At 71.0% G+C, this 19,313-nt stretch carries 17 protein-coding genes; 8 read left to right on the forward strand and 9 right to left on the reverse strand.

Annotation, left to right across the window (positions count from 1 at the left end):
* Positions 1–104 precede the first annotated feature (104 nt).
* A complete protein-coding gene (locus ACTJI8_RS00750; RefSeq protein WP_440731515.1) occupies positions 105–1,007 on the reverse strand; it encodes a LysR family transcriptional regulator in 903 nt (300 codons plus the stop codon).
* An 87-nt stretch (positions 1,008–1,094) separates the two neighbouring features.
* Between ACTJI8_RS00750 and tdh the strand changes: the two genes are divergently transcribed.
* The 4 genes from tdh to ACTJI8_RS00770 all read left to right on the forward strand — a co-directional run bounded on the left by tdh (position 1,095) and on the right by ACTJI8_RS00770 (position 4,342).
* Positions 1,095–2,138: an L-threonine 3-dehydrogenase gene (tdh, locus tag ACTJI8_RS00755; protein WP_440731516.1), complete on the forward strand. Its 1,044-nt coding sequence runs from the start codon at positions 1,095–1,097 to the stop codon at positions 2,136–2,138.
* A 9-nt stretch (positions 2,139–2,147) separates the two neighbouring features.
* Positions 2,148–3,323 carry a glycine C-acetyltransferase gene (locus ACTJI8_RS00760; protein WP_440731517.1) on the forward strand — a complete coding sequence of 392 codons (1,176 nt, stop codon included), beginning with the start codon at positions 2,148–2,150 and terminating at the stop codon, positions 3,321–3,323.
* A 147-nt stretch (positions 3,324–3,470) separates the two neighbouring features.
* Positions 3,471–4,124 carry a helix-turn-helix domain-containing protein gene (locus tag ACTJI8_RS00765; RefSeq protein ID WP_440731518.1) on the forward strand — a complete coding sequence of 218 codons (654 nt, stop codon included), beginning with the start codon at positions 3,471–3,473 and terminating at the stop codon, positions 4,122–4,124.
* Entirely contained in the window at positions 4,121–4,342 is a 222-nt protein-coding gene (locus tag ACTJI8_RS00770; protein WP_440731519.1) for a hypothetical protein, read from the forward strand. The genes ACTJI8_RS00765 and ACTJI8_RS00770 overlap by 4 nt, the downstream gene beginning before the upstream one ends.
* Before the next feature lie 60 nt (positions 4,343–4,402).
* Here the strand turns inward: ACTJI8_RS00770 and ACTJI8_RS00775 are convergent, their stop codons facing one another.
* The 7 genes from ACTJI8_RS00775 to ACTJI8_RS00805 form a co-directional block, all read right to left on the reverse strand.
* Positions 4,403–4,666, reverse strand: coding sequence for a hypothetical protein (locus ACTJI8_RS00775; protein WP_440731520.1), 264 nt, complete (start codon positions 4,664–4,666; stop codon positions 4,403–4,405).
* On the reverse strand, positions 4,663–7,284 hold the full coding sequence (valS, locus tag ACTJI8_RS00780; RefSeq protein WP_440731521.1) for a valine--tRNA ligase: 2,622 nt from the start codon (positions 7,282–7,284) through the stop codon (positions 4,663–4,665). Before valS ends, ACTJI8_RS00775 begins: the two co-directional genes overlap by 4 nt.
* Before the next feature lie 170 nt (positions 7,285–7,454).
* On the reverse strand, positions 7,455–9,146 hold the full coding sequence (ptsP, locus tag ACTJI8_RS00785; RefSeq protein WP_440731522.1) for a phosphoenolpyruvate--protein phosphotransferase: 1,692 nt from the start codon (positions 9,144–9,146) through the stop codon (positions 7,455–7,457).
* Position 9,147: 1 nt separating this feature from the next.
* Entirely contained in the window at positions 9,148–9,417 is a 270-nt protein-coding gene (locus ACTJI8_RS00790) for an HPr family phosphocarrier protein (RefSeq protein WP_440731523.1), read from the reverse strand.
* A 28-nt stretch (positions 9,418–9,445) separates the two neighbouring features.
* Positions 9,446–11,551, reverse strand: coding sequence for a PTS fructose transporter subunit IIABC (locus ACTJI8_RS00795; protein ID WP_440731524.1), 2,106 nt, complete (start codon positions 11,549–11,551; stop codon positions 9,446–9,448).
* A gap of 24 nt (positions 11,552–11,575) precedes the next feature.
* Entirely contained in the window at positions 11,576–12,523 is a 948-nt protein-coding gene (pfkB, locus tag ACTJI8_RS00800) for a 1-phosphofructokinase (protein ID WP_440731525.1), read from the reverse strand.
* Positions 12,520–13,281, reverse strand: a complete 762-nt coding sequence (locus ACTJI8_RS00805; RefSeq protein WP_440731526.1) for a DeoR/GlpR family DNA-binding transcription regulator — start codon at positions 13,279–13,281, stop codon at positions 12,520–12,522. Before ACTJI8_RS00805 ends, pfkB begins: the two co-directional genes overlap by 4 nt.
* A 194-nt stretch (positions 13,282–13,475) precedes the next feature.
* Between ACTJI8_RS00805 and ACTJI8_RS00810 the strand changes: the two genes are divergently transcribed.
* From ACTJI8_RS00810 to ACTJI8_RS00825, 4 genes are read left to right on the forward strand one after another with little or no spacing between them, the layout of a single operon-like run.
* A complete protein-coding gene (locus ACTJI8_RS00810) occupies positions 13,476–15,101 on the forward strand; it encodes an ABC transporter substrate-binding protein (RefSeq protein WP_440731527.1) in 1,626 nt (541 codons plus the stop codon).
* A 25-nt stretch (positions 15,102–15,126) separates the two neighbouring features.
* Positions 15,127–16,143, forward strand: a complete 1,017-nt coding sequence (locus ACTJI8_RS00815; protein WP_440731528.1) for an ABC transporter permease — start codon at positions 15,127–15,129, stop codon at positions 16,141–16,143.
* Positions 16,140–16,952 (forward strand): ABC transporter permease, encoded by an 813-nt coding sequence (locus ACTJI8_RS00820; RefSeq protein WP_440731529.1) that lies wholly within the window; start codon positions 16,140–16,142, stop codon positions 16,950–16,952. The genes ACTJI8_RS00815 and ACTJI8_RS00820 overlap by 4 nt, the downstream gene beginning before the upstream one ends.
* Positions 16,949–18,517, forward strand: coding sequence for an ATP-binding cassette domain-containing protein (locus ACTJI8_RS00825; protein ID WP_440731530.1), 1,569 nt, complete (start codon positions 16,949–16,951; stop codon positions 18,515–18,517). Before ACTJI8_RS00820 ends, ACTJI8_RS00825 begins: the two co-directional genes overlap by 4 nt.
* A 13-nt stretch (positions 18,518–18,530) precedes the next feature.
* Here the strand turns inward: ACTJI8_RS00825 and ACTJI8_RS00830 are convergent, their stop codons facing one another.
* The gene (locus ACTJI8_RS00830; protein WP_440731531.1) at positions 18,531–19,175 is read right to left on the reverse strand and encodes a pentapeptide repeat-containing protein; all 645 of its coding nucleotides are present in this window, start codon (positions 19,173–19,175) and stop codon (positions 18,531–18,533) included.
* Positions 19,176–19,313: the final 138 nt, after the last annotated feature.

Genomic DNA, 19,313 nt, shown 5'->3' on the forward strand with positions numbered 1-19,313 from the left:
GTGACCTGGTTCTGCGGACTCGGATGATTCCCGGCGCGGCCGGGGTGACCGTGAGGGACACCCCGGCCGCGCCGGCTCCATGCGCCGACATTCCAGCACGGCGCTCAGCCCGCGAGTTCCGCCATGACTCGGCTGAGCGCGTCCGCGACCAGCCGCACCGAACGCCGGCGCAGGTTCTCCGGCCGCGCGAGCACGTCGATCATCCGGTTGGTGCTCACATACTGCAGCGGACGGCGCACCACGGCGTCCGTCCCCTGGGTCGTGTAGCGCGGGAGCACGCCGATCACATCGCCCGTCGCGATGACGGAGGCGGCGACGCCGTAGTCGTTGATGCGGTGCACGATCTCCGCCGGGCGATTCGTGATGGCGGAGATCGTGCGCAGCACGTCGTCGGGGGAGTAGCCCGCTCGACTGGTCACCCAGCGCTCGCCGACGACGTCGGCCGGGCGCAGCGAGGCTCGCTGCGCGAGCGGGTGATCGGGGGAGAGCGCCACATCCAGAGGCTCCGTCGCGAGCGTGAGCACGCGGATCCCGGTCTTCGGCCATGGCGCGCTGTGCTCCATGCGGTGTGCCAGCACCAGGTCGTAGCGTGCGGTGAGCGCAGGGAAGTCGCTCTGCGCGACGTCCTCGTCGGTGAACCGGATCGCGGGGACCCCGGGGCCGGATCCGAGGTCGCGCAGGAGGGGTCCGAACAGCGCCTGTGCCGCACTGAGGAAGCCGCTGATCGTGACGATGCCGCCTTCCGCGGCCTCGAACTCGTCGACCGCCGAGCGCGCCGCGGCCATGGCGTCGAGCGCTGCGGCGCCGGCTTCGGCGAGAGCCTCGCCGGCCGGCGTCAGAACGAGGGTGCGGCCCTGCTTGCGGGTCAGAGGTGCTCGCACGCCGCGTTGCAGTGCGGCCAGCTGCTGGGAGACGGCGGACGGCGTCACCCGCAGAGCGTCGGCGACCGCGGTGACACTTCCGAGCGCACCGAGCTCGCGCAGGATCTGGAGCTGCTGCAACTGCATATGTCTATTCAAGCATGTAGCAATGCTTAATGATCAGTCCAGACAGTCAGACTTGTTCTTCACAGTCGTTCGCGGTGGGATCGAAGCATGAAGGCTCTCTACAAGGACGGCCCGCACGCGGGCCTCGCGCTCGTCGACCGGCCTGACCCCGTCGCCGGTCCCGACGAGGTGGTGATCCGCGTGCTGCGCACCGGCATCTGCGGCACCGACCTGCACATCCAGCGCTGGGACGACTGGGCCGCCTCCGCGGTGAAGGCACCGCTCATTCCCGGCCACGAGTTCTACGGCGAGGTCGTCGAGGTCGGCCCGCTCGTCCACGACATCTCCGTCGGTGATCGGGTGTCCGGCGAGGGGCACATCGTGTGCGGCATGTGCCGCAACTGCCGTGCCGGCCGTCGGCAGATGTGCATCCGCACGATCGGACTCGGCGTGCAACGCGACGGCGCCTATGCCGAGTACCTCACCCTGCCCGCCACGAACGTCTGGGTGCACCACTCCGACGTGACTCCCGAACTCGGCGCGATCTTCGACCCGCTCGGCAACGCCGTGCACACCGCACTCGCGTTCCCGCTCGTCGGCGAGGACGTGCTGGTCACGGGCTGCGGGCCGATCGGGCTGATGGCGATCGCGATCGCCCGCCACGTGGGCGCGCGCTTCATCACCGCGACCGATGTGAGCGCTCCTCGGCTGCAGCTCGCCCGCGAGATGGGGGCCGACGCCGTCGTCGACGTCTCCCGTGAGGACATCGCGGACGCCCAGCGCGCACTCGGCATGCGCGAAGGCTTCGACATCGGCTTCGAGATGAGCGGGGCGCCGAGCGCGCTGCCCGCGATGATCGACAACATGAACCACGGCGGGCGGATCGCGATGCTCGGCCTGCCGACCGGCCCGTTCAGCGTGGATTGGGGCAAGATCGTCACGCACATGCTCACCGTGAAGGGCATCTACGGCCGCGAGATGTTCGAGACGTGGAACGCGATGGGTGCGATGCTGCAGACCAGCCCGGTGCTGCGCGACTCGATCACCCGCATCATCGCCGAGGTCCTCCCGGCTCGTGAGTGGGAGAAGGGCTTCGCGTCCGCCGCATCCGCGGGCACGGGCAAGATCATCCTCGACTGGACCGAACTGTAGGAGACGACGATGTACGGAGCATTCCAGCAGCACCTCGCGAGCGAGCTCACCGGGATCGAGGAAGCGGGCCTCACCAAGCACGAGCGCGGGATCCGCGGTCCGCAGCGCACGGAGATCGTCGCAGACGGCGCCGAGGTGCTCAACTTCTGCGCCAACAACTACCTCGGCCTCGCGGACGACCTTCGTCTGGTCGAGGCCGCGAAGGGCGCGCTCGATGAGTGGGGCTACGGGCTGGCGAGCGTGCGCTTCATCTGCGGCACCCAGGAGCAGCACCTCGAGCTGGAGCGACGGCTGTCCGCGTTCCTCGGCACCGACGACGCGATCCTGTTCTCCTCGTGCTTCGATGCGAACGGCGGCGTCTTCGAGACCCTGTTCTCCGCCGAGGACGCGATCATCTCGGACGAGCTCAACCACGCCTCGATCATCGACGGGATCCGCCTCTCCAAGGCCCGCCGGCTGCGCTATCGCAACCGCGACATGACCGACCTCGAAGAGCAGCTCAAGGCCGCGGCCGATGCGCGCTTCCGGGTGATCGTGACCGACGGGGTGTTCTCCATGGACGGCTACATCGCCCCGCTCGCGGACATCTGCGACCTCGCGGAGCGCTACGACGCGCTGGTCTTCGTGGACGACTCGCATGCCGTCGGCTTCATCGGCGAGCACGGTCGCGGCACGCCGGAGCTGTGCGGCGTCGAGGGCCGGGTGGATATCTACACCGGCACCTTCGGCAAGGCGCTCGGCGGCGCGAGCGGCGGCTACGTCGCCGGGCATCGCGACATCGTGGCCCTGCTGCGCCAGCGCGCCCGTCCGTACCTGTTCTCCAACACGCTCGCCCCGTCGATCGTGGCGGGCACCCTGCGCGCGCTCGATCTCGTCGAGGGATCCGGATCCCTTCGCCTGCAGCTGCAGGAGAACGCCGCCCTGTTCCGCCGCCGGATGACGGAGGAGGGGTTCGACCTGCTCCCGGGCGAGCACGCGATCGTGCCCGTCATGTTCGGTGATGCCGCGTTGACCGCACGGGTCGCCGTGGAGATGCAGAAGCAGGGCGTCTACGTGACCGCCTTCAGCTTCCCCGTGGTGCCGCGCGGGCGCGCGCGCATCCGTGTGCAGCTCTCCGCGGCGCACACCCCGGAGCAGGTCGAGCGCTGCGTCGCAGCGTTCGTCGCTGCGCGCGCCGCGGCCTGACCCGCTCCTCGACGCCCCCTCGCAGCGCCGGCGCCCCCTCTGAGCAGCGCTCCTGCGAGGGGGCGTCGGCGTACAGAGGGGGCGTCGACGTGAGATGTTGCAAAGAAGTGCTTGCAAAGAACTTCTTGCAAAGGTATCTTTGCATGCATGACGGAGAACGAAAGACCCCGACGGGACGCTCAGCCCGAGGAGCGCACGCTCGACGCGAGCGCGCTGAAGGCGCTCGCGCACCCGCTGCGGGTGCGGATCCTGGATCTGCTCGCGGAGCGCGGTCCGCAGACGGCGAGTTCGCTCGCCGCGCTGATCGGGGAGAGCTCCGGCGTCACCAGCTATCACCTTCGAGCGCTCGCCGCGCGCGACCTCATCCACGAGGTCGCTGACCGCGGCACTGCGCGCGAGCGGTGGTGGGAGCGCCCCCGTGGACGGATGTCGTTCTCCGGGCCGAACGACGAGATGACGCCGTCCGGCCGGGCCGCCGCGCAGATCGTGGAGGACGAGTTCTTCCGCAACAGGCACCAGCGACTGATGGATCACCTGCACCGGCCGCAGTCGGAGGTGCCGCAGGAGTGGCGCGAGGCCGCGCACCACATGACCACGATGCTCGACATGACCGCGCCGCAGCTGCAGGAGCTCGCGCAGCAGATCGATGCGCTCGTCGAGGCCGCCGTGCAGCGCTATCGGGACCAGACCGGCCCCGGTGTGCGCCGCGTCACGGTCCGCGCAGACCTGTTCGACCTTCCCGACGCACGCCCGCGGGGCGCCGCGGAACACCGCACCACAGAGACCGAGGAGTTGTCATGACCGCCGCGACCCTGCACATCGCCGCCCCCACGTACCTCGAGCGCACGGGCCTCCGCGTCGCCGACGCGATCATCGCGCACGTCCGCCGACGCATGGAGCGCCGGGCCGAGCGACGCGCGCTCGCCATCGACATGCTCCGTGAGCAGCAGGCGCGCAAGGCCGTGGATCCGTTCATCCTCGAGCAGTCGCTGCAGATGATCGGATCGCGTTCGCGCTGAGGTCGTCGCACTGGCACTCGCACTCGCGAGCCCGTCGACAGGCTCAGGGATCGGACCGGGTCAGTCGTCGAACGGACGGACCACGACCTCGCCCGAGGCGGTGCGCGAGACCTCCCAGCCGGTGTCGAGCTCGGCGATCGGCCGGCCCTCCAGCCAGGTCAGGGTCCACGTGCCGCGCAGCAGGTTCAAGGCCCCGGTGTGCAGGCTCAGCGTGCCGCCCGCCACGCTGCGGGCCTCCGCGTCGGCGATGCCCGGGCGCAGGGCCGCGGGAACCGATGCCGGCGGCTCGGATCCGGCGGCCCAACGCGTCCCGAGCTGCATCATGCCTCCTCGACCGGTGCCAGCTCGATGGCCGTGATCTCGAGCGCATCGGCCTCACGGAAGGTGATCTCCGCGATGCGGCCCACGGCCCGGAGGTCGTCCGCAGCGGCCTCGAGCGCCGCGATCTCGGCAGCCGGGGCGGCGATCGTCGCCGACGACACGGGGGTCTTCTGCGAGGCCTTCGCCTCGGTCTTCGCCCGCCGGATGCCGATCAGCGCCTTGCTCGCCGTCGCGAGCACAGCGGGGTCGCCGGCACCGCTCGATCCCGGCACGGGGCCGAGCGGCTCCGGCCAGGCCGCGGTGTGCACCGAGCCATCCTCGAACCAGCTCCACGCCTCCTCGGTCGCGAACGACACGATCGGGGCGAGCAGGCGCAGCAGCGTGGAGAGGGCGAGGCGCAGGGCGAGTGCCGCGGAGGCCTGGCCCACGTTCGTGCGGTCGTAAGCGCGCTCCTTGACGAGCTCGAGGTAGTCGTCGCAGAACGTCCAGAAGAACGCCTCGGTGATCTCGAGCGCGCGCGCCTGGTCGTAGTTCTCGAACGCCGTCGTCGCGTCGCGCACCACCCCGTCCAGGGTGGCGAGCATCGAGGCATCCAGAGCATGCGTGATCTCGGCGCCCTCGGGCACGGGGAAGGACAGCACGAACTTCGCGGCGTTGAGGATCTTGATCGCCAGGCGGCGGCCGATCTTCACCTGCGTCGGGTTCTGCGGGTCGAAGGCGGCGTCGGCCCCCAGCCGGCTGGAGGCCGACCAGTACCGCACCGCGTCGGATCCGTGCGCGTCGAGGATGTCGGCGGGGGTGACCACGTTGCCCTTGGATTTGGACATCTTCTTGCGGTCGGGGTCGACGATGAAGCCGCTGATCGCGGCGTTGCGCCACGGGGTGCGTCCGTCTTCGAGCGTCGAGCGCAGCATGGTGGAGAACAGCCAGGTGCGGATGATGTCCTGCCCCTGCGGGCGCAGATCCATCGGCGAGACCAGATCCCAGAGCTCGCCGTCGCGCTCCCATCCGCCCGCGAGCTGCGGGGTGAGGGAGGAGGTCGCCCAGGTGTCGAGGATGTCCGCCTCCGCGTCGAACCCGCCCGGCACACCGCGCTGTTCGGCGGTGTAGCCGGCGGGCACGTCGGTCGTGGGGTCGATCGGCAGGCTCTCGTGACCAGGCGTCAGCACGCGGTCGTAGTCGCGCTCGCCGTTCTCGTCCAGCGCGTACCAGAGGGGGATCGGCACGCCGAAGAAGCGCTGACGCGAGACCAGCCAGTCGCCGGTCAGGCCGCCCACCCAGTTCTCGTAGCGCACGCGCATGAACTCCGGGTGCCAGTTCAGCTCGGCGCCGTGCGCGAGCAGCTGATCGCGCAGCTCGGCGTCGCGGGCGCCGTTGCGGATGTACCACTGGCGCGTGGAGACGATCTCGAGCGGGCGGTCGCCCTTCTCGAAGAACTTCACGGCGTGGTTGAACGGCTTGCCGACCGCGGTCATGGCGCCGGTCTCCTGGAGCTTCTCCACCAGTGCCTTGCGTGCCGAGAACACGGTCTTGCCGGCCATGTTCTCCACATACCAGGCGGCCGCGTCCGCGTCGCCCACCGACGCGGGGGCGTCTGGCAGGAAGCGTCCGTCGAGTCCGATCGTGGTCATGTTCGGCAGGTCGCGACCGTCCGTGGTGCGCAGCTCGCGCCACCACACGATGTCGGTCACGTCGCCGAAGGTGCAGACCATGGCCGCTCCCGTGCCCTTGTCGGGCTGGGCGAGGTGATGACCGTGGATCTCGATGTCGGTGCCGAAGAAGGGCGTGCGCACCTTCGTGCCGATGAGGTGCTTGTGCGGGCCCTCGGGGTGGGTCACGATCGCGACGCAGGCGGGCAGGAGCTCGGGACGCGTCGTCTCGATCGTGATGTGCCCGGATCCGTCCGCGAACGGGAAGTCGATGGTGTGATACGCGGCCTGCTGGTCGCGGTCCTCGAGCTCGGCCTGCGCGATCGCGGAGCGGAAGTCCACATCCCAGAGGGTCGGCGCGAGGGACTGATAGGCCTCGCCGCGCTCGAGATTGCGCAGGAACGCGAGCTGGCTCTGCCGGATCGACTCGTTCGAGATCGTGCGGTAGGTCTGCGTCCAGTCCACGCTGAGGCCGAGCTGGCGGAACAGCGCCTCGAAGTGCTTCTCGTCCTCCTCGGTCAGCTTCTCGCAGAGTTCGATGAAGTTGCGGCGGCTGATCGGCAGCTGGTCCGCGGCGCGGGATGACTTGTTGTCGCCGCCTTCGAAGGGCGGTGTGAAGTCGGCGTCGTAGGGGAGCGACGGGTCGCAGCGCACGCCGTAGTAGTTCTGCACACGGCGTTCGGTGGGCAGGCCGTTGTCGTCCCAGCCCATCGGGTAGAACACGTTCTTGCCCCGCATGCGCTCGAAACGCGCCTTGATGTCGGTGTGCGTGTAGCTGAACACGTGCCCGATGTGGAGGCTGCCGCTCGCGGTGGGCGGCGGGGTGTCGATCGAGTAGACGCCGTCACGACCGCTCTGCGCGGCACGGAGGCGGTCGAAGAGGAAGGTGCCGTCTGTGGACCAGCGCTCACCCCATTTCGCTTCGAGGCCTTCCAGTGCGGGCTTGTCCGGGATGGCGTTCAACGACGACATGGATCTCCTCGTGCGATGTGTGCGGCACTGTGTGAGCGTGCCTGAGTGTGGGGTGTGGCGACAGTCTATCGGCCCGGTCCCGGACCGCGGGTCCGGGGGGGGGGGGGGCGACGGCGACGCACAGCGCAAGGAGGCGCCGGAGAGCGAACTCCGGCGCCTCCTTGTGGTTCTCACAGGATGGCGAGCAGCTCCGCAGCCGCGGCGGCGCGCACCGCGTCGCGGGCCTCGACAGCGGTCGCCGCACCTCGCGCCGCGGCGGCGAGCCGCTGGCAGTCGAGCTGGGAGTGCGCGGCGAGCGCCACCCGGACGGCCGGGACCTTGCCGGGTGCCATCGACAGGCTGGTGACGCCGAGGCCCACGAGCACGAGCGCCAGCAGCGGATCGCCGGCGGACTCGCCGCACACGCCGATCGGCTTCCCCGCAGCCCTCGCGCCGTCGGCGGCGGCCGCGATCACGTCGAGCACAGCGGGCTGCCACGGGTCGAGGAGATCCGCGAGCTCGCCTTGCATCCGGTCGGCTGCCATCGTGTACTGCGCGAGGTCGTTCGTTCCGAGGCTCCCGAAGTCGACCGCGCCGAGCACGTGGGACGCGCGCAGAGCGGCGGCGGGGATCTCGATCATCACTCCGGCCTTGGGCAGGCCGTTCTCGTAGACGCGCCGGGCGAACCAGGCGGCCTCCTCGACGGTCGCGACCATCGGCGCCATCACGCGGACGTCGGCGCCGGTCTGCTTCGCGGCGGCGGCCAGCGCCTCCAGCTGTGCGTCGAGCAGGTCCGGCCGCTCGGCAGAGAGGCGAAGTCCCCGCCGCCCCAGCGCCGGGTTCTCCTCCGGGCCGAGATCGGCGAACTTCAGCGGCTTGTCCGCTCCCGCATCGAGAGTGCGCACGACCACGCGGCGCCCGCCGAACGGTTCGAGGACGCGCCGGTAGATCTCGGTCTGCTCCGCGACGGTGGGCGCGGTCTCGGACGACAGGAACACGAACTCGGTGCGGAACAGACCCACGCCCTCGAGATCCAGCGCACCGGCGAGCACGGCGTCCTCGACGCCGCCGATGTTGGCCAGCAGCGCGATCGCGAGACCGTCCTTGGTGCGGCCAGGGCCGGACGACCCCGCCAGGGCCGCGGCACGCCGTTCCCGGCGGACGCGCTGCTCGGCGACCAGGGCCGGATCCGGGGCGACGACGACTTCGCCGGTGTCGCCGTCCACGGCGATGAAAGTGCCCGGGGCGATCTGCGTCGCATCGGCCACCTGCACCACGGCGGGGATGCCCATCTGCGCCGCGAGGATCGCGGTGTGGCTCGTGCGTCCGCCGGCCCGGGTGACGATCCCGGCGACGAGCGCGCGATCCAGCGTGGCCGTCTCCGCCGGTGCCAGGTCCTCGGCCACGACGATGCTCGGCTCCGTGAAGTCCGGCACCCCGGGAGCCGGCACGCCCAGCACCGCGGCGACGGCTCGGGAGCCGACGTCGCGCAGATCCGCGACCCGCTCGGCGAAGTAGCCGCCGAGCGCCTCGAACTTGACCACGAACTCGTCGACCGCGGCCGAGATCGCCGTCGCCGGCCCCACGCCCGCTCGGACACCCGCCACCGCGGCCTTGAGCAGCGACTTGTCGCGCGCCATCATCGCGGTCGCCTGCAGGATCGCCTGCGCGGTGTCCACGACGTGCTCCGCCTTGGCGTCGAGTGCCGCGGCGACGTCGGCGAACGCCCGCGCGACGTCGGCCGCCGCCTGATCCGCGTCGGCGGGGCCCGGTTCGTTCTGCGGCGGGCGGACCGGCGGTGCGACCTGCACCACCGGCCCGTACGCCGTGCCCGGACTGACGCCGATGCCCTGTCGGACCTCGCCGGGGATCACGGCCGTCATCTCACTGAGCGTCCAGGTCGGTGGACAGCAGCGCCACGAGCTTGTCGAGCACGGCATCCGCGTCGGCGCCTTCGGCCGTCAGCACGACCTCTTCGCCGTGCTTCGCGCCGAGCGCCATGACGCCCAGGATGCTGGTGGCGTCGACGGCGTCCTCACCGGGACGGCCGATCTCGACGTCGAGCCCGGAGTCCGCCGCGGCTTCGACGAAGAGCGACGCGGGACGGGCGTGCAGGCCGACGGACGAGGCGATGGTGACGGTACGAGTGGCCATGGTTGTTCTCCTTCGAATGGATGGTTGTTCAGACGGCGACGGACTCTGAGGCCGCGGTCTCGATCTGCTCGACGCGCTTGCTCTGCGCGACAGTCTTCAGCACGGTGATGATGAGCGCCATCACCACGACGCCGATGACCAGCGCGAGCAGGAAGAGCAGCGGGGCGCCGATCAGCGGGAGGACCCAGATCCCCCCGTGCGGGGCGCGCAGCGTGACACCGAAGACCATGCAGAGACCGCCGGTCACGGCGGATCCGATGACCGACGAGGCGATCACCCGGATCGGGTCGGCGGCGGCGAACGGGATCGCGCCCTCCGAGATGAACGACAGGCCGAGCAGCCAGGCCGCCTTGCCGTTCTCGCGCTCCGGCTCCGTGAAGAGCTTGGGGCGCAGGGCGGTCGAGAGCGCCATTGCGAGCGGAGCCACCATTCCGGCGGCCATGACCGCGGCCATGATCTTCAGTTGGGGGGCGTCGGTCGCCGCGCCGGCCGCGGCGAGCCCGGTCGTGGCGAACGCGTACGCGGTCTTGTTGACCGGTCCGCCCAGGTCGAAGCCCATCATGGCGCCGAGGACGATGCCGAGGACCAGAGCGCCCGCGCCGGTCATTCCGGTCAGCCACTGGTTGAGCTGCGTCGTCAGCCACACGATCGGACGGCCGAGGATGGTGATGAACAGCCCCGCCGTGATCAGGGTCGACAGCAGCGGGATCACGACGACCGGCATCACGCCGCGGACGCCCTTGTGCACCCGCCAGCGCGAGATCCACCGGGCCACGAATCCGCCCACGAATCCGGTCACCAGGCCGCCGAGGAATCCGGCGCCCATGGTGGCCGCGATCGAACCGCCGACGATGCCGGGGACGAGCCCGGGACGGTCGGCGATCGCGAACGCGATGAAGCCGGAGAGGATCGGGACCAGGAAGCCGAACGAGGCGGCTCCCATCACGAACATCAGCCCGCCCCAGGACATCAGGCTCGTCGGATCGAAGTGCTGAGCGATGTTCGTCGCGTCCGGCGCGATGAGGTTGTACTTGACGACCTTGAGCGCGCCGGTCTCGCCGACAGCGATCTGCGCGATCATGAACGAGAGCGCGATGAGGATCCCGCCTGCGGCGACGAACGGGATCATGTACGAGACCCCCGTCATCAGCCACTGGCGGATCTTCGTGCCGACCTTCGCATCGGCCTCCACCTTCGTGGTGAGGCCTCCGGCCGATGGCCCCGCAGCGGCTGCCGCAGCCTTGGTCGGGTCGGCCGCCCACTCTGCGGCGAGCGCCGATGCCCGCTCGATGAGTTCGGGGCCGTCGGAGATCGCCTTCTTCACCGGGACGTCGACGGTGGGCTTGCCGGCGAACCGGCCGACGTCCTTCACCGCGAGGTCGTGCGCGAACACGACCGCATCGGCCTCGGCGATCTCGGCGGGGGTGAGCGGAGTGGATCCGGCGGAGCCCTGGGTCTCGACCTTGATCGAGTGCCCGGCAGCCTTGGCAGCTCTTTCCAGCGCCTCCGCGGCCATGTACGTGTGCGCGATCCCGGTGGGGCAGGAGGTGACGCCGACGAGCTTGAGTGAGCGGCCCGCCGCGGGTTCGGCTGCGGCCTCGGCGACTTCGGCCTCGGCGACTTCGGCCTCCGCGGCCTTTGCTTCAGCGGCCGGCGCGGGTGTGCTCTCCGGCCCCGGCTTCGGCGCGTCCAGCTGCACGTGTTCGCCGACGATCGCGACGACCTCGGCCTCTGTCGTCGCGGCGAGCAGCGCGTCCCGGAACTCGGAGCGCATCAGCGCCCTGGCGAGCTTCGGGAGCATCTGCATGTGCGCATCGCCGCCGCCCTCGGGTGCGGCGATGAGGAAGACCAGCCGCGCCGGGCCGTCCTTCGCGCCCCAGTCGATGCCGTCGCGGGTGCGACCGAAGACGAGGGACGGCTCGGTGATCGCGGCGCTGCGCGCGTGCGGGATGCCGATGCCGCCGGGAAGGCCGGTGGCCATCTTCGACTCGCGCTCGCGGACGTCCGCGAGGAACTGGTCGAGGTCGGTGCAGCGGCCGGTGGCGACGAGCCGTGCGGCGAGGGTCGCCGTCGCCTCGTGCCGGTCGGCGCCGGTGAGGTCGAGCACGACCTGTTCTTCGTTGATCAGTGCCATGAGGAGTTCCTTTCCGTGGAGGAGTCAGTCCGCGAGGGGGAGCTCGCGGTCCGGGGTGGAGGTGACGGTGACGTGCACGTCACGAAGATCGGCGGGCGTGGGCACCTGGCTGCCGGGCAGAGCGACGGCCGCGGTGCCCCAGCGGACGCCCTCGGCGAGGGCCTCCGCCGCGGAATGGTGCGCGCTGAGCGCGAACAGGAATCCGGCGAGCATGCAGTCGCCGGCGGCGACCGTCGAGACGACGTCGGACGCCACTGCGGTCGCGTGCCAGGCGCCCCCGCTGGTGACGATCACGGCGCCGTCACGGCCGAGGCTCACCGCGACCATGTCGATGCCGCCGCGCTGCAGCGCCTGCGCGGCGTCCAGAACGGCCCCGAGCGTGGGCAGATCGCGGCCGATCAGCTCGCCGAGTTCGTCGCGGTTCGGCTTGATGAGGGTCGGCTTCGCCGCGACGGCGGCCGCGAGCGGGGCGCCGGAGGTGTCGACCGCGACGCGGATGCCGCGATCGTGAGCGCCGCGCACCAGGCGCCCGTAGAAGTCGGCCGGGGCGCCGAGGGGGAGGCTGCCGCCGCCCGCCAGCCAATCGCCGGCCGGGACGTCGGTCAGCGCGTTCGCGATCAGGGCGTCGGCCTCGGCGGCGTCCAGCAGCGGCCCCGGTTCGTTGATCTTCGTGGTGGTGCCGTCGGGCTCCAGCACGCTGATGTTCATGCGCACGCTGCCCCGGATCGGCACGACGACGACGGGCACGGATGCGGCGCGGCAGAGCGCTTCGAGCAGCCCGCCCTCGAGCCCGCCCGAGGGGAGTACCGCGCGGGTGTCGCCGCCCATCGCGGCGACGGCGCGGGAGACGTTGAGCCCCTTGCCGCCGGGATCGACGCGACTGGACGTCGCGCGCTGCACCTCGCCGCGGGAGAGCCCGTCGAGCGTCACGGCGCGATCGATGCTCGGGTTCGGGGTGAGAGTGACGATCATGCGATCACGACCTTCGGTCCAGCGGCGCGCAGCGCCTCCACGGCGTCGGGGTCCGCTGCGGTGTCGGTGATGATGGTGTGCAGTTCCTCGGCGCGTGCGAAGCGCTGGAGGTGGACGGCGCCGAGCTTGCTGGAGTCGGCGACGAGGATGCGGGTGCGCGCGGCCTCGAGCATGGCGCGTTTCACGGCGGCCTCGTCCTGGTCGGGGGTCGACAGGCCATGGTCGGCGTCGAAGCCGTTGGTGCCGAGGAAGGCGACGTCGACGGTGAGCTCGGCGAGCGCCTCGATCGCCCACGGACCGACGGCCGCGCCCGTGACGGTGCGCACACGTCCGCCGATGAGGAGCAGCGTGAGGTTGTCCCGGCCTGCGAGGGCGCCGGCGACGATGGTGTTGTTGGTCACGACGGTGAGCTGCGCGTCGGCCGGAAGCAGCTCGGCGATCGCGAGCGTGGTGGATCCGGAGTCGAGGAGGATCGTGCCGCCGTCGGGCAGCTCCTGCAGAGCACGCGTGGCGATGCGCAGTTTCGCCTCCGAGTGCTGGCCGATGCGTGCCGCGAGGGTGAGTTCCGGCAGGGGGCGCTCGGCGGGGAGTGCGCCACCGTGGACGCGGCGGACCAGGCCCTGCTGCTCCAGGACCGCGAGGTCTCGCCGGACGGTCTCGGTGGTCACGTCCAGCAGTTCCGCCAGACCGGTGACATCGACGCGGCCGTCCCGTTGTGCGCGCTCGTGGATGCGCTGCTGCCGCTCCGCTGCGTACATCGGGCTCCTTTGCCGCTCTCCGTGGCCCGGGTTCGGGCGTTGCGCTAGCTTCCCACAAGATCCAACATAAAACAACACAAAAGCAGATTCGGGCTCATCGATCGCAGGAATCGGGTGATAGATCCACTCCGTCCACAAACCGATAGCCTGGAGTGTCCCGCACACATCTCCCTCTCCGCACCCGAGGATTCCTCATGCCTTCTCCGCTTCGGCGTCGACTCCTGCCCTTCACCGCCCTCGCCGCCGCCGCTGCGCTCGCGCTCAGCGCCTGCTCCGCCTCGACCGGATCCGCATCGGGATCGGGAGACGCGAACGGCGAACTCGTGTGGGGCGTCGACGGCAGCCTGCTCTCGAGCGGCAAGATGGATCCGCAGACCAGCCAGCTCGACGTGACCGCCATGGTGCAGCGTGCCGTGCTGGACTCGCTGGTGTTCCAGAAGACGGACGGATCCTTCGTGCCGTGGCTCGCGAAGAAGTGGGAGATCTCCGAGGACGGGACCGCCTACACGTTCCACCTGCGCGACGACGTCACCTTCACCGATGGGGAGAAGTTCGACGCCGCCGCGGTGAAGGCCAACTTCGACCGGATCGCGGATCCTGCGACCAAGTCGGCGCAGGCCGCGAGCATGCTCGGCGGCGAGCTGTACAAGGGCACCGAGGTGATCGACCCGAGCACGGTGAAGGTCACGTTCTCGCAGCCGTACGCGCCGTTCCTGCAGGCGGCGAGCACCGCGCAACTGGGCTTCTACGCGCCGAAGGTGCTCGCCGAGCACTCCGCCGATCTCGCCGCCGGTGGCAAGGGCATCACGGTGGGCACTGGCCCGTTCCAGATCTCGTCGTACACGCCCGATCAGGAGATCGTGTACACCCGCAACGCGAAGTACGCCTGGGCGCCGGAGGGCCAGGAGGCCCCCGCGTTCAAGACCCTTCGGGTGCAGATCCTCCCCGAAGCGTCCGTGCGCAGCGGATCCGTGACGTCGGGCGAGATCGACCTCGCCTCTCAGCTGCCGCCGAACCTCGTCTCGCAGATCAAGGGATCCGCGACCGTGAAGTCCGTGCAGGTGCCGGGCCTGCCGTACTCGCTCTTCCTCAACGAGAAGAACGGGGTCTTCGCGGATCAGAAGGTGCGCGAGGCGTTCACCCGGGCGATCGACGTCGACGCCGCGGTGGACAAGATCTTCTTCGGGCAGTTCCCGCGGGCGTGGAGCATCCTCGGCCCGACCACGCCCGGTTACGACAAGAGCCTCGAGAAGAGCTGGCCGTTCGACAAGGATCTCGCGAACAAGCTCCTCGACGAGGCGGGTTGGACCCAGCGCGGAGCCGACGGCATCCGCACCAAGGACGGGAAGCGCCTCACAGCGGACTGGATCGCCTGGACTCCCGTCTCCGACGACCACGCGGCCCTCGCGAACGCGATCCAGTCCGATCTCAAGGCGGTCGGGTTCGAGATCACGCGCGAGACGCTGGAACCGGGCGCCTACAACGAGAAGTACGGCCCCAAGACCTTCGACATCACGGACTGGGACTTCTCCGGCGTCGACCCCGATCTGCTGCGCAGCCATCTCGCGACCGACGGCTTCCAGAATGCATCATCGGTGAGCGATCCGAAGCTCGACCAACTGCTCAAGGACGGCATCGCCGCCACTGACGCGTCCACGCGCGCCGACGTCTACGCGCAGATCCAGAAGTGGAACGCGAAGGACGACGCGATCGTGCCGCTCTACGTCACCTCGGCGATCACCGCGGTGGGCGACAAGGTGGCCGGCCTGGGCTTCGACATCTACGGGCGGCCGCTCTTCTTCGGCACCAGCGTGAAGTGAGCACGGTTCGCGATATCGTCCGCTCGTGAGGGATCGACCAGGGCCGCCGGACGCGTCTGTGCGCCGATCCGGCGTCGTCGTGCGCCGGATCGGCGGGGCGGCCGCGTCGATCGTGCTCGTGCTGTGGGGGGCGGCGACGCTGTCCTTCCTCGCCTTCCGGGTGCTGCCCGGTGACCCGGTGAGCGTCATGCTCGGCCCGCAGGCCCAGGTGAGCGAAGCGGTCAAGGATCGGATCCGCGCCGACATGGGGTTGGATCGCCCGCTCTGGCAGCAGTATCTGTCGATGCTCTCCGATCTGCTGCATGGGGATCTCGGTACGTCGTATCAGCTGCGGATGCCGGTGAGCGAGGTGATCGGACGCCAGCTCGGCGCCACGCTGCAGCTCACGGCCCTCGCCCTCGCGATCGCGGTGCTGCTCGCGCTCGCCGGGGTGCTGATCGCTCGCCGGCGGTTCGCTCGCGGGCTCGTCGCGACCGGTGAGCTGATCGTGCTGTCCTCGCCGGTGTTCTGGATCGGCCTGCTGCTGTTGACGGTGTTCGCCTTCGGGCTGGGCTGGTTCCCGGTGGCGGGATCGCGGACCGGGGCGAGCCTGGTGCTGCCGGCGGTCACCTTGGCACTTCCCGTCGCGGCGCTGCTCGGCCAGGTGCTGCGCGACGGTGTGGAGGCGGCCGAGCGGCAGCCATGGGCGCTGACGGTGCTCGCGCGCGGCGCCGACCACGCCCGGCTGACGCTGAGGCACACCCTGCGGCACGGTTCGATCGGAGCGCTGACCCTCAGCGCGTACCTCGTGGGCTCGCTACTGGGCGGTGCGGTGCTCGTGGAGACGGTGTTCGCGCGCCCGGGTCTGGGGCGGGTGACGCTGGCGGCGATCACGGGGCGCGACCTGCCGGTGGTCACCGGGATCATCCTGTTCAGCGCTCTCGTCTTCGTCGTCGTGAACACGCTCGTGGAGTTGGCGGCGCCGTTCCTGGATCCACGGCTGCGGGCCTCGGTCGGACGCCCGGCCGAGGCCGCTCCCGCGCGCCCGGAGGCGGACGCATGAGGCTGCTGAGGCGCGTCCTTCTCGCGCTCGCCGCGGTCGTGCTGGCCGTGGTGGTGCTCGCCGCCGTCGTGCCGGGCCTGCTCGCCCCGGGGGATCCGCTGCAGACCCATGTGCGCGATGCACTGCTGCCGCCCGGTCCGGGGCACCCGTTCGGCACCGACCAGAGCGGGCGCGATGTGTACGCCAGGGTCGTGCACGGGGCCGGGCGCTCGCTCGGCATCGGCGTCCTGGCGACAGGCCTGGCACTCGTGGTCGGCCTGATCGTCGGGTCGCTCGCCGGAGTGGCGCCGCGACCGGTTGACGTCGCGCTGATGCGCACGAACGACGTGCTGATGGCGTTCCCCGAGTTCCTGCTGGCCCTGGTCGTCGTCGCGATCCTCGGCCCCGGTGCCGTGAACGTCGCGATCGGTGTGACGCTCGCTGCGATACCCGTGTACGTGCGGCTCGCCCGCGCGCAGACGCAGGTGCTGCGTCGCGCGGAGCATGTGGAGGCGGCGCGCATCCTCGGCGTCGGGGCGTTCACGACGTTCCGCCGGCACGTCGCGCCGGGTGTGCTCGGCGCGCTCAGCGTGCTCGCCACGATCGGGCTCGGATCCAGCATCCTCGCCGCCGCCGGCCTCAGCTTCCTCGGGCTCGGACCCGCCGAGCCGTCGCCGGAGTGGGGGCTCATGCTCGCAGGCGGCCGCAACGTGCTCGGCCAGGCCTGGTGGATCGCCGTGTTCCCCGGGCTCGCGATCACGCTGACCGTGCTGGCGGCGACCTTCCTCGGACGCGCGCTGCGTGCCCGCGCCGAGGGGAGGCGCGCATGAGCGCCGGGAGTGCCGGAGGGGGTACCCGGTCGACGCCGCAGGCAGTTCCGGGGCCCGGTCTTCCGCCCGCGCTCCGCGTGAAGGGCCTGCGGATCCGCATCGACGGGCGTGCCCTCGTCGACGACGTGTCGTTCACGGTCGCGCCGGGGGAGTGCGTCGCGCTCGTGGGGGAATCGGGGGCGGGCAAGTCCCTCACGGTCCGCGCGCTGCTCGGCCTGCTGCCGGAGCACGCCACGGTCTCGGCGGCGATGCTCGAAGTCGACGGTGTGGATGCCGTGGCGTTGCCCGAGCGCGGCTGGCGGACGCTGCGCGGAGCACGCATCGCCCTGGTCTCGCAGGATGCGCTCGTGTCCCTGGATCCGCTGCGCCGCATCGGCGCCGAGGTCGCCGAGCCGCTGGAGATCCACGGATCCCTCCCGCGTGCGGCGCGGGACGCACGCGTGCTGGAGCTGCTCACGGACGTCGCGATGCCGGATCCCGTGCGGCGCGCTCGGCAGCGGCCGCACGAATTGTCGGGCGGGCTGCGTCAGCGTGCCCTCATCGCGAGCGCGCTCGCAGCCGGGCCCGTGGTGCTGGTCGCGGACGAACCGACCACGGCCCTGGACGCGACCGTACAGGCGCGGGTGCTGGCGCTGCTGCGCCGGATCGCCGATGAGGGGACCGCGGTCGTGTTCGTCAGCCACGACATGGCGGCGGTGCGCCGGGTCGCCGACCGCGTCGTGGTGCTCCGGGACGGACGCGTGGTCGAGCGCGGATCCGCGTCTGAACTGCTCGCCGCACCGAAGGATGCGTACACGCGCGAGTTGGTGCTCGCCTCGACTCCGACGCCGCGAACCCCGACCGTCGTCGACGCGCCGGTGCTCGCCACGGTCACTGCGGTGGGCAAGAGCTTCGACCGCCCGGTGCTGCGCGACATCTCGTTCGTGCTGCAGCGCGGACGCACTCTCGGGGTGGTAGGGGAGTCCGGATCCGGGAAGACGACGCTGGCCCGCGTCCTGATCGGAGTCGAGCGCGCCGATACCGGCACGGTCGCCTGGGCCGGCGGCGGCCGACCGCGGATCCAGCTCGTGCACCAGAACCCGCTGGGCGCCTTCGATCCGCGCTGGACCATCGGGCGCTCGCTGCGGGAGGCGCTCGCGGCCGGGTGTGTTCCTCGCGCGCAGCGGGCGGCACGCGCGGCCGACCTGCTGCGTGAGGTCGGTCTGGCTGCGGCGCTCGCCGCACGGCGCCCCGCCGCGCTGTCAGGCGGTCAGCGACAGCGCGCCGCGATCGCCCGTGCGCTCGCCGCCGAGCCCGAGGTGCTCGTGCTCGACGAACCGGTGTCCGCGCTGGACGTCACTGTGCGGACGCGGATCCTCGCGCTGCTGGACCGACTGCAGCGCGATCGCGGGCTGACCATGCTCCTCGTCTCGCATGACCTCGGGGTGATCGCGTCCGTGGCCGACGATCTGCTGGTCATGCAGGACGGTGCGATCGTCGAACAGGGCCTGGCCGGGCAGGTGCTCGGAGCTCCGCAGCACCCGTTCACGCGGGAGCTGCTGGCGGCCTCGGGCCCCTCCGTCTGACCTTCCCTGAGGGTCAGTCCTGCACGTCGATCCCTGCTGCGCGCGCGAACGCGGGAGCCAGCAGCTCGACCTGTCGTTCGGTCATCGTGGTGCCGCGCAGCGCGGTCACGTCGACGAATGCCACGGCCTCGAGCCCGCGCAGATCGAGGGCGTCGGCCCTCAGGCCTCGGGTGTCGACCTCGTCCGCTCGGCAGCGCTCGAACCGCACCCGGGTGGCCGTGGCGGCGGGGATGTCGACGGTGGCGAGGGTGCAGTCGGTGATGAGCGAATCCTGGATCTTCGTCGCCGCCAGCGAGAGGTAGTCGATGCGGGCGTGTTCGAGCATCAGCTCCGCGACGTGCGCGCCGGACAGATCGAGCGTGCCGATCCGGCCGCCCGCGATGCGCAGCCGCCGGATCGTCGCATCCTTGAGGGACAGCACGGGCGTGCGCGCGTCCACGATCTCGACGTCCAGCAACGTCGCCCCGGTCAGGTCCACACGGTCCGCGGTGCCGGACAGTGAGCACTGCTCGAACTGCGCATGCGCGAGATCCTCGGCGAGCGGGATCCGCTGTCCGATGTGGTCGCCGTGCCGGCGGCCCACCGCGTCATCGAGCTCGTCCGGCAGATCGGGCGGTGAGACGCGGGGCGGCTGGGGACGTTCGGTGCTGCGGGCCATGCCACGACCCTAGGACTGGTCGCCGACAGCGGCCCATGGCGCGATGCCCTACACGCCTGTCGCCCGTCATCCCGGTCGAGCCGCCGAGCCTGCGAGCAGTCGAGGATCCCGGGGCAGGATCCGGGCCGGAGCGGATCC

Source organism: Microbacterium sp. 22303, from assembly GCF_052045265.1.
Lineage (GTDB): Bacteria > Actinomycetota > Actinomycetes > Actinomycetales > Microbacteriaceae > Microbacterium.

Coding starts and splice junctions, on each gene's coding strand:
- ACTJI8_RS00750 (WP_440731515.1), bottom strand. CDS start 1,007: ATGCAGTTGCAGCAGCTCCAGATCCTGCGCGAGCTCGGTGCGCTCGGA.
- tdh (WP_440731516.1), top strand. CDS start 1,095: ATGAAGGCTCTCTACAAGGACGGCCCGCACGCGGGCCTCGCGCTCGTC.
- ACTJI8_RS00760 (WP_440731517.1), top strand. CDS start 2,148: ATGTACGGAGCATTCCAGCAGCACCTCGCGAGCGAGCTCACCGGGATC.
- ACTJI8_RS00765 (WP_440731518.1), top strand. CDS start 3,471: ATGACGGAGAACGAAAGACCCCGACGGGACGCTCAGCCCGAGGAGCGC.
- ACTJI8_RS00770 (WP_440731519.1), top strand. CDS start 4,121: ATGACCGCCGCGACCCTGCACATCGCCGCCCCCACGTACCTCGAGCGC.
- ACTJI8_RS00775 (WP_440731520.1), bottom strand. CDS start 4,666: ATGATGCAGCTCGGGACGCGTTGGGCCGCCGGATCCGAGCCGCCGGCA.
- valS (WP_440731521.1), bottom strand. CDS start 7,284: ATGTCGTCGTTGAACGCCATCCCGGACAAGCCCGCACTGGAAGGCCTC.
- ptsP (WP_440731522.1), bottom strand. CDS start 9,146: ATGACGGCCGTGATCCCCGGCGAGGTCCGACAGGGCATCGGCGTCAGT.
- ACTJI8_RS00790 (WP_440731523.1), bottom strand. CDS start 9,417: ATGGCCACTCGTACCGTCACCATCGCCTCGTCCGTCGGCCTGCACGCC.
- ACTJI8_RS00795 (WP_440731524.1), bottom strand. CDS start 11,551: ATGGCACTGATCAACGAAGAACAGGTCGTGCTCGACCTCACCGGCGCC.
- pfkB (WP_440731525.1), bottom strand. CDS start 12,523: ATGATCGTCACTCTCACCCCGAACCCGAGCATCGATCGCGCCGTGACG.
- ACTJI8_RS00805 (WP_440731526.1), bottom strand. CDS start 13,281: ATGTACGCAGCGGAGCGGCAGCAGCGCATCCACGAGCGCGCACAACGG.
- ACTJI8_RS00810 (WP_440731527.1), top strand. CDS start 13,476: ATGCCTTCTCCGCTTCGGCGTCGACTCCTGCCCTTCACCGCCCTCGCC.
- ACTJI8_RS00820 (WP_440731529.1), top strand. CDS start 16,140: ATGAGGCTGCTGAGGCGCGTCCTTCTCGCGCTCGCCGCGGTCGTGCTG.
- ACTJI8_RS00825 (WP_440731530.1), top strand. CDS start 16,949: ATGAGCGCCGGGAGTGCCGGAGGGGGTACCCGGTCGACGCCGCAGGCA.
- ACTJI8_RS00830 (WP_440731531.1), bottom strand. CDS start 19,175: ATGGCCCGCAGCACCGAACGTCCCCAGCCGCCCCGCGTCTCACCGCCC.